Consider the following 8086-nt stretch of genomic DNA (forward strand, 5'->3'; position numbering starts at 1 on the left):
AAGGTACGGTTTATGCGATAACAGCCGTTGCGTTGCAGGGCATGTCGGCAACTGCCTCAACCTCTACGCCCCGTTCAGCGGCCAGCATTAGTATGTGTGAGATATCGGGCATATCCACAGAAAAGACAATCTCTGCCCCTGCATGTGCGCAGAGTATGTGTCGCAGGGCATTTTCGTCTATCCCCCTGTCTCTGATGATGGAGATGGCGTAGTGGGCAACGTCCCTGTCAAAGATTTCCCGCGAAGATTTTTTTATTGCATTTCAATCAACCGGAGCACTCCATTCAAACGTGGTCACGTTGCTCACGCACAGCAACAATGCCATATGACACAGGTATAAAAATGGCTTAAATCCTTGTAACCACGGTTGATTGTGGTACTATAATAGATCGGATTCGAGTTTTTTCGGGTATCAAAATTGCTCAAATAGAAGAAAGAAAGGGGCGGCTCCGCTTCTTGGCGCTCCAGGTCGCACCTGGCCCCTTCAGAACCCCCCGCAAGGGGACCAGTCCCCTTGACCCCATATTTCACACTCAAATATCATGCCTGAAAAAACCTGCGTCATTTCAGTATACCATGAAATTTAAAGAAGATACCACTTTTTTATATTGTTACTCGGTTTCGCCTGTTAACCGATAGTACTTGATGGTCAGGTTGACCAGCTTGCTGGTTGTATCTCTTAGCCTCTCTGTGAGGGCCTTGAGGATGATGCGAAAGTCCTCGGAGGTCTTGTTGATTTCGGTGTCAAGATAGTCTTTGTCAAACAAGCCGACCTTGACGGTGCCCACCGCCATTGCCGATGCAGAACGTGGCTGCCGGTCTATGAAACTCATGTGTCCAAAGATATCACCCGCTGCCAGGTGCGTGACCGTTAGATCGACGCCGTTGTCTTTTACATTAATCGCAACCTTACCTGAGAGGATCACATAAGTACCTTCGCCAAAGGAGCCTTGTTTAATAATGTGTTGACCATCTTCATATATCTCTGTAGTGGCTATTTTTTTCATCTCTTCCTCCTACGTTTGTAGTTTTTATTTCACATGCCCCTGTATGCCATCCCCGTTCCGGTGGAGTAATAACAGGGGGTAGTCTGATTAGCGTACATTATTTTAACAGCTCTGTCAATGAACACGTCTGTGACGCTATTGATATTCAACCCCGCTGCCCTTGATGACCTCACCTATGATGTTGGCCTGCTGGCCGGATTGGCTGAGTACCTCCAGAGCCCTTTGTGCGTCCTCCCGGTGGGTTATGAGTACGTATCCGATACCCATATTGAAGGTCTTAAACATCTCCTGGTCATCGACATTGCCCATTTTTTGAACCAGTTGGAATATGGGTGGGACGTCCCATGAGGAAAGTCGTATGCGTATCCCGTGGCCTTTGGGGAGGATACGAGGGAGATTACCGGTAAGCCCTCCGCCGGTTATGTGGGCCATGGCCTTGATTTTGAGGGTTTCTCTGGCGTTGAGTATGGTCTTGACGTATATCTTTGTTGGGGTCAGGAGTTCCTCGCCGAGCGTTTTGCCAAGGGTTGGCATGTGGACGTTGACATCGAGCTTATTGATATCCAGGAAGAGCCTCCGTACCAGGGAGTAGCCATTACTGTGCAGGCCGGTTGAGGCAAGCCCTATGACACTGTCACCTGCCTGTATGTCGTTGGGGTCAACGGCGTCACCCCTGTTGAGGATGCCAACGACAAAGCCGGATATGTCGTACTCGTTTTCGGCATAAAACCCCGGCATTTCGGCGGTCTCTCCACCCACCAGCGAACACCCTGCCTGGAGACAGCCCTCTGTGATCCCCCTGAGGATATCCACAGCCGCGGCCTTGTCCAGCCTGCCCACGGCCAGGTAGTCGAGGAAAAATAACGGCTCTGCCCCTGCCGTCAGTATATCATTTGCGCACATGGCCACCAGGTCGATCCCAATGGTGTCGTGCTTGTTGAGCATAAAGGCGATCTTGAGTTTTGTGCCCACACCATCGGTGCTGCTGACCAACACGGGGTCATTGTACCTGGTCAGGTCTACCCGGAACAGCGAATAAAATGCCCCTATGTCACTGAGAACCTCCTTGCGAAAGGTCCTCCTGACCATCGGAGTGATTTCGTTTACAAAGGCATCGGCCTGGGCTATGTTGACGCCCGCATCTTTATATGTAAGGGGTGTGTTGTTCATGCGTCTATTACCATTATATCAGGTTCTCTTTCTTATGCAGTGTCTGGAGGGCGGCACAGGCTGCATTTATTTGGGCGGTTTTTTTGCTTTTGCCGGTTCCCGTTGCCAGGGGCTGGGCGTTTAGGCAGACCTCGTAGACAAAGGTTTTGTTGTGGTCGTCACCGGTCTCACTCACCAACCGATACTCGGGCAGGGTCGCAAACAGTGTCTGACTCAACTCTTGGAGGGTTGTCTTGTAGTCGTAGGGGTGGTGTTGGTTTATGGCCTTGTTGATGGTGGGGGCGTACAGGTGCATGATTACGTTTTTGACCACTACGTAGTCGCTGTCGAGGTAGACCGCACCGATAATCGCCTCCAGGGTATTTGCGATCAACGAGTTTTTTTTCCTGCCACCGGTTAACTCCTCGCCCTTGCCCAGTCTGATGTATTGTCCGATATTCATCTCCAGGGCCAGTTGGGCAAGAATCTCCCTTGAGACCAGGTAGGACTTTAGCTTAGACATCTCCGCCTCCGACAGGGATGCATTTTCCCTGAATAGGATATCCGTGATGGCCATCCCCAGGACGGCATCCCCCAGGAACTCAAAACGCTCGTTGTAAGCGCAGCTCTTGCCGGGACTCTCGTGAAAGTAGGAGCGGTGCGTCAACGCCTCTATGAGCAACCCCTTGTCCTTGAAGATATAGTGCAAGAGTCCTTCAAGTGTCTCAAGGCCACCATCCACAGGCTCTGACTGTATTGAGTGCTCATTGGGCAGCAGCTTAGGCATTGGCTTTAGAGTTGGGTGGTCAGAAGTCATCCTTGTATTTCTTAAACACCAGACATGCGTTGGTACCACCGAATCCGAAGGAATTTGACAGGGCGTAGTTTATCTCTGCCTTACGTGCCCTGTGAGGGACGTAATCGAGGTCGCATATGGGGTCGGTCTCATCGAGGTTTATGGTTGGTGCAATGATGCCGTTATAGATGCTGAGGGCACAGATGACCCCCTCGACACCGCCTGCTGCTCCTAGCAAGTGGCCTGTCATTGACTTTGTTGAGCTGATGGCCAACTTATAGGCATGTTCTTTGAAGAGGTTTTTGATGGCAATGGATTCCAGCTCATCGTTGATCTTCGTAGAGGTGCCGTGTGCGTTTATGTAGTCTATGTTTTCCGGCGCTATCTGTGCGTCATTGATGGCGGCCTTCATGCACCGGTATGCACCCTCTCCCTCGGGGGAAGGGGCGGTTATGTGGTAGGCGTCTGAGCTCATGCCGTAGCCTGCTATTTCACAATATATCCTGGCGCCTCTGTCGATGGCATGTGAGAGACTTTCGATGGCCATGACTCCGCAACCCTCGCCCATGACAAAGCCGTCTCTGCCAAGGTCAAAGGGGCGACTTGCCTTTTGGGGGTCGTTGTTTCTGCGGGAGAGCGCCTTCATGACCGCAAAGCCCGAAATGGCCAGGGGAGTGAGCACGGACTCTGCTCCGCCGGTGAGCATGACATCGGCGTCGCCTCGCTGGATCAGCCTGAATGCCTCTCCTATGGCATGATTGCCAGATGCACACGCCGTTACTATGGCAGAATTAGGCCCCTTCATGCCATACTTCATAGATACGCTGCCGGCGGCAAGGTTTATTATCATCATGGGGATAAAGAAGGGTGAGACCTTTTTGTAGCCACCATCGAGGTATGCCTTGTAGTAGTGTTCGAGGGTTGGCAGGCCACCCATGCCAGAGCCTATGATTACGCCACAGCGGCCGGAGTTTTCCTCCGTTACCTTAAGCCCTGAGTCTTTCATAGCCATCTCTGAGGCGCCCATTGCAAAATGGATGAAGCGGTCCATTTTTTTTACTTCCTTGGGATGAATGTAGTCTTCGGGTATAAAGTCGTCCACCTCGCCGACTATCTGCACGGGGAGGTCAGGGTCGTTGAACCTGGTTACCTTGCCTATACCGCTTGTGCCCGCCAACAGGGCATTCCATGTCTTGTCTACCCCGGTACCTACAGGGGTTATCACGCCTAGTCCGGTTACTACTACCCTGTTTTTTTCCATGACATACTGCTAATTATCGCCGAGTTTTTTGGTGATGTAATCTATGGCGTCACAGACTCGCGTGATCTTTTCGGCCTCTTCATCGGGGATTTGTACCCCAAAGGCCTCCTCAAAGGCCATTACAAGCTCCACCGTGTCGAGTGAATCGGCCCCAAGGTCCTCTATAAACGACGCCTCCGGCTTTACCTGCCCTGGGTCTATACTCAACTGCTTTGCTATAATTGCCTTTACCTTTTCGTCTACCATTTAGATAACCTCCATCATTATGTTTCAACTCTATCGAGCTTATGTTGAATTACAATAATCATTTGTTTGTAAGAAAATAAACGGCTACAGGGGTGACATTCCCCCGCTGCTTTACATATACATCCCGCCATTTATGTGAATGCAGTTGCCGGTGATATAGCCCGACTGCGGAGAGGCCAGAAAGGCCACGGCATTGGCTACGTCCGTGATTTCACCGAATCTTCCCATCGGTATGGCGCCAAGCATCTCCTCCTTGACCTTATCGGGAAGGGCATCGGTCATGGCGGTGACAATGAAGCCGGGGGCAACGGCATTGACCGTAACGCCTCGCTTTGCGTACTCCTTGGCCGCCGTCTTTGTAAGTCCGATGATACCGGCCTTGGAGGCGGCATAATTGGCCTGACCGGGGTTACCCATAAAGGCCACCACTGAGGCAAGGTTTACGATCCTGCCGTAGCGTTGCCTTGACATTATCTTTATGGCCTCCCTGCTGCACAGAAAGACACTCTTGAGGTTTATGTTCAGTACGGCATCCCAGTCTTCATCTTTCATGCGCAGGATCAGGGCATCTCGCGTAATGCCTGCATTGTTTACCAGGATATCAAGTCTGCCAAAGCGTTCAGATATGCCTGCAAAGGCCGCTTCCACCTCGGCACTGCTGGAGACGTCAAATCTCATCGCCACGGCCTTTGCTCCCTCAACGGAGCCTTCTGCCATCGTCTCTTTTTCGATCTCCAGAGCCGTTTCCTCCGCCTGCTGGAGATTTACGTCAGAGATTATGACACTTGCGCCTCTGCGTGCCAACACCTTGGCTATCTCCTTGCCAATGCCTCGTGCCGAACCGGTTATCAGAGCCACCTGTCCATTCATAACTATCTTATTTTACCTCCTTATACTACTTGGAGTAATTTTAGCAAATGGACCCATAAATAATCCAGTCTTTTTTTTACGTTACCCTCAGTCTGGTGGTGATTACGGGCACTCAGAAGAATTTTCCTGCTACCGGGCAAAAATTTCCTGCCCCCTGCCTGCCCTCCAACCTGCCTTACCTATGTGTTTGCTGCATGGTACCACGCACTATATCTCTGGCATGACAACTGCAAGAACATAAGCGGTCTAAATAATTTAAACTAATCTTACACGGAGGTGCACAGATGAAGACGACAAAGTTATTAACAGGGTTTTTGCTGGTGGCGGTACTGGCGGTGGTATTGGTGTCGCTGTTTAAGGGAATGGGTGCAGGGATGCTGCTTAACGTTGACGCATTCGTGATAGTCATTGGTGGTACGTTTGTAGGGTCCCTCATAGGGTTTCCGATGCGTAGGATCAAGGCCACGGTAGTGGACGTTATCAGTTCGTTCAGGGACAAGGGCGATAAGGACTACATCGTCAGGGAGATACAGGAGTGTGCGTTTATCAATCGCAATGACGGCTTACGTACACTTGAGGACAAGGTCTCAGAAATCAGGGATGACTTCCTGCGCTTTGGTATGAACCTGGTGGTAAACAGCTACAGCGACAACGCAATCAGGGATATCATGGAGAGGGAAATGAACAACAAGCTCGTCAACCTCAACTTCAGCCAGAACGTACTAAAGACCATAGCGCGCCTGACGCCGTCGTTGGGACTGGCCGGTACGGTGGTGAGCCTTATAAAGATGTTTAAGAGCCTGGATTCAGTTGAGACCCTGGCCCCGATGATGGCCGTTGCATTGATGTCTACGTTCTATGGCGTGATTGCGTCAAATCTCATAGCTATACCGTTGTGCGCAAAGCTCAAGGAGCGGGCGATGATGCTGGAGGCTCATATGGCCTTGGTCATTACCGGCACCATGTGTGTAAGCGACCTGGAACACCCCACAAAGATTGAAGAGAAGCTCAGACAGTACGACGACGTAGAAGAGGTTGTGGGCTTTAAGGGTCAGTTGAGAACAATACCGGCAAGTGGTCTCTTACGTTAAGAGATGTGCTGTACATATAAGGATTGGTTTGGTTATGACAAGCAAGGGTAAGGACGGGGTTGACAACGCAAGGGGCTTAGTGAACGCCTATCGCGCACGACTGTTAGAGAGATCGGGTGCGTCTTCGGAGGACAACTTGTGGCTATTTACAATGACGGATGTTATGTCTCTGCTGCTGGTGTGTTTTGTCATGTTCTTTATAATAACGAACAAGCAAAAGGCCGTTGTGGGTGAGACCAAAAAGGATGCGCTGCAGAGGGATATCATGGTTGAAACGTCTATGCCTATAACAGATGAACTGACCGTAGCGCTGAAAAAGGACATGCCCGTTGAAACAAACGAAGTTGCGATAACCGGCGAAATAGCATCGCTTATCAGGGAGCTTAATCTCCAGGATGACGTCACCGTGACTGCCATGAACAAGGACGTTGTTGTAACAATGATGGAGAATGTCAGCTTTACCCCCGGTGCGGCCAACGTGCTTGCCCCCTCAATGCCGGTACTGGACAACATCGCCGAAATTATCAAGCGGCATCCGGGGTTCATGGTCGAAATAGACGGACACACCGATAACGTGCCGATCCGCACGGCCCTGTATCCCTCAAACTGGGAACTCTCCGCAGCCAGGGCAACCAGTGTGTTGAGGTACTTCATTGCCAAACACGACATAGACCCCTCCAAGCTCTACGTGAAGGGCAACGCCGACAGTCGCCCCATTGTCCCAAATGACACGCCGGAGCGCAAGGCACAAAACAGAAGGGTCGAAATCAGACTCAAAGAGATGCCATCCTAAGACAACAATAGCAGAAAAGGGGGGTAGTTCTGCCCCTCTTGACCATTTTTAAACAGAGCTAAGAAATTTTTCTATTCCTCTTTCTATGCCTTATTTTTCTAATAATCTTTCACGCAGCTCAAAGTTGTTCTTAATTGCCTTAATTTGACAATGTCACATTTAAGTAAACATCAGGTATTGTCTGAACTGTGATTACACAGAGTAGAGGACTTACAGGAAAAAAGAATAACGTTGCTTCAAACATAAATCGATTCAGTATAGAGGATATGCTATCGGGGGAACGTTGGTTTCATAACCGACAAAATGAGGTATATTTACAATATTATTCCCCAAAAAGCATATGCCTTTCACGACAATTCTATCATTTGTGGATATTTTTAACGATTTAACAGTTAAAAGACTGTCCTCATGTTGACTGGAGTTTGTCAGAGTGAGTTTATGATAGGCACAATTTTGGGCACACCTTTTTTTTGAGAGCAGGGCAAGGTTTTATGGTTATGCTAAAATGTTTCGGTGCGGTTACGAAAAAGATATGAGATAAGTGGCACGAAATATGATCAGCATATTGAAAGGCTTGCTATTTTATGTGCTGAACATTTTTGATGACGAGTAAAGAAAGTTAAAAGCGACTACTTTTGATGTGGTAGATGCTCATGAATGAAGGCATAGGTTCAGTGCTGGAGTACCTACAGTGTTTTGCTTGGTAATTCAACTGCTACAGTATAGCGACTAAAACTGTGACGTATCGTTCATTGTGTATGAACCGGAAGTTCCAGATGATAGCCTTCTAAAATCCGTATAAACCATTGAATATATTGCCAATGCGAAGGTCTATTATTTTTTATGTAGGGACGAATATTATTATATTAATGC

The 8086-nt window shown here is 49.3% G+C and carries 9 protein-coding genes; 2 read left to right on the forward strand and 7 right to left on the reverse strand.

Features of this window, described 5'->3' with window-relative positions; translation table 11 throughout:
• Positions 1-10: 10 nt before the first annotated feature.
• From HWQ67_RS20530 to fabG, 7 genes are all read right to left on the reverse strand, one after another.
• Positions 11-256 carry a cysteine protease StiP domain-containing protein gene (locus HWQ67_RS20530; RefSeq protein WP_218252428.1) on the reverse strand — a complete coding sequence of 82 codons (246 nt, stop codon included), beginning with the start codon at positions 254-256 and terminating at the stop codon, positions 11-13.
• 355 nt (positions 257-611) lie between these two features.
• Positions 612-1007: a Crp/Fnr family transcriptional regulator gene (locus HWQ67_RS09360; protein ID WP_218252421.1), complete on the reverse strand. Its 396-nt coding sequence runs from the start codon at positions 1005-1007 to the stop codon at positions 612-614.
• Positions 1008-1142: 135 nt separating this feature from the next.
• Positions 1143-2177, reverse strand: coding sequence for a phosphoribosylformylglycinamidine cyclo-ligase (purM, locus tag HWQ67_RS09365; RefSeq protein WP_218252422.1), 1035 nt, complete (start codon positions 2175-2177; stop codon positions 1143-1145).
• A 13-nt stretch (positions 2178-2190) separates the two neighbouring features.
• Complete coding sequence (gene rnc / locus HWQ67_RS09370) at positions 2191-2943, reverse strand: ribonuclease III (RefSeq protein ID WP_218252423.1); 753 nt, start codon at positions 2941-2943, stop codon at positions 2191-2193.
• 19 nt (positions 2944-2962) lie between these two features.
• A complete protein-coding gene (gene fabF / locus HWQ67_RS09375) occupies positions 2963-4213 on the reverse strand; it encodes a beta-ketoacyl-ACP synthase II (protein ID WP_218252424.1) in 1251 nt (416 codons plus the stop codon).
• Between the two features lie 9 nt (positions 4214-4222).
• A complete protein-coding gene (gene acpP / locus HWQ67_RS09380) occupies positions 4223-4459 on the reverse strand; it encodes an acyl carrier protein (RefSeq protein ID WP_218252425.1) in 237 nt (78 codons plus the stop codon).
• 111 nt (positions 4460-4570) lie between these two features.
• On the reverse strand, positions 4571-5335 hold the full coding sequence (fabG, locus tag HWQ67_RS09385) for a 3-oxoacyl-[acyl-carrier-protein] reductase (RefSeq protein ID WP_218252429.1): 765 nt from the start codon (positions 5333-5335) through the stop codon (positions 4571-4573).
• A gap of 278 nt (positions 5336-5613) precedes the next feature.
• On the opposite strand from fabG, the gene HWQ67_RS09390 reads away from it, so the two are divergent.
• Together HWQ67_RS09390 and HWQ67_RS09395 are read left to right on the forward strand one after the other, a co-directional pair.
• Positions 5614-6420 (forward strand): motility protein A, encoded by an 807-nt coding sequence (locus tag HWQ67_RS09390; protein ID WP_218252426.1) that lies wholly within the window; start codon positions 5614-5616, stop codon positions 6418-6420.
• 34 nt (positions 6421-6454) lie between these two features.
• Positions 6455-7213, forward strand: a complete 759-nt coding sequence (locus HWQ67_RS09395) for an OmpA/MotB family protein (RefSeq protein WP_218252427.1) — start codon at positions 6455-6457, stop codon at positions 7211-7213.
• The last annotated feature ends 873 nt before the right edge of the window (positions 7214-8086 follow it).

Source organism: Candidatus Magnetobacterium casense, assembly GCF_019173545.1.
Taxonomy (GTDB): Bacteria; Nitrospirota; Thermodesulfovibrionia; order Thermodesulfovibrionales; family Magnetobacteriaceae; genus Magnetobacterium; species Magnetobacterium cryptolimnobacter.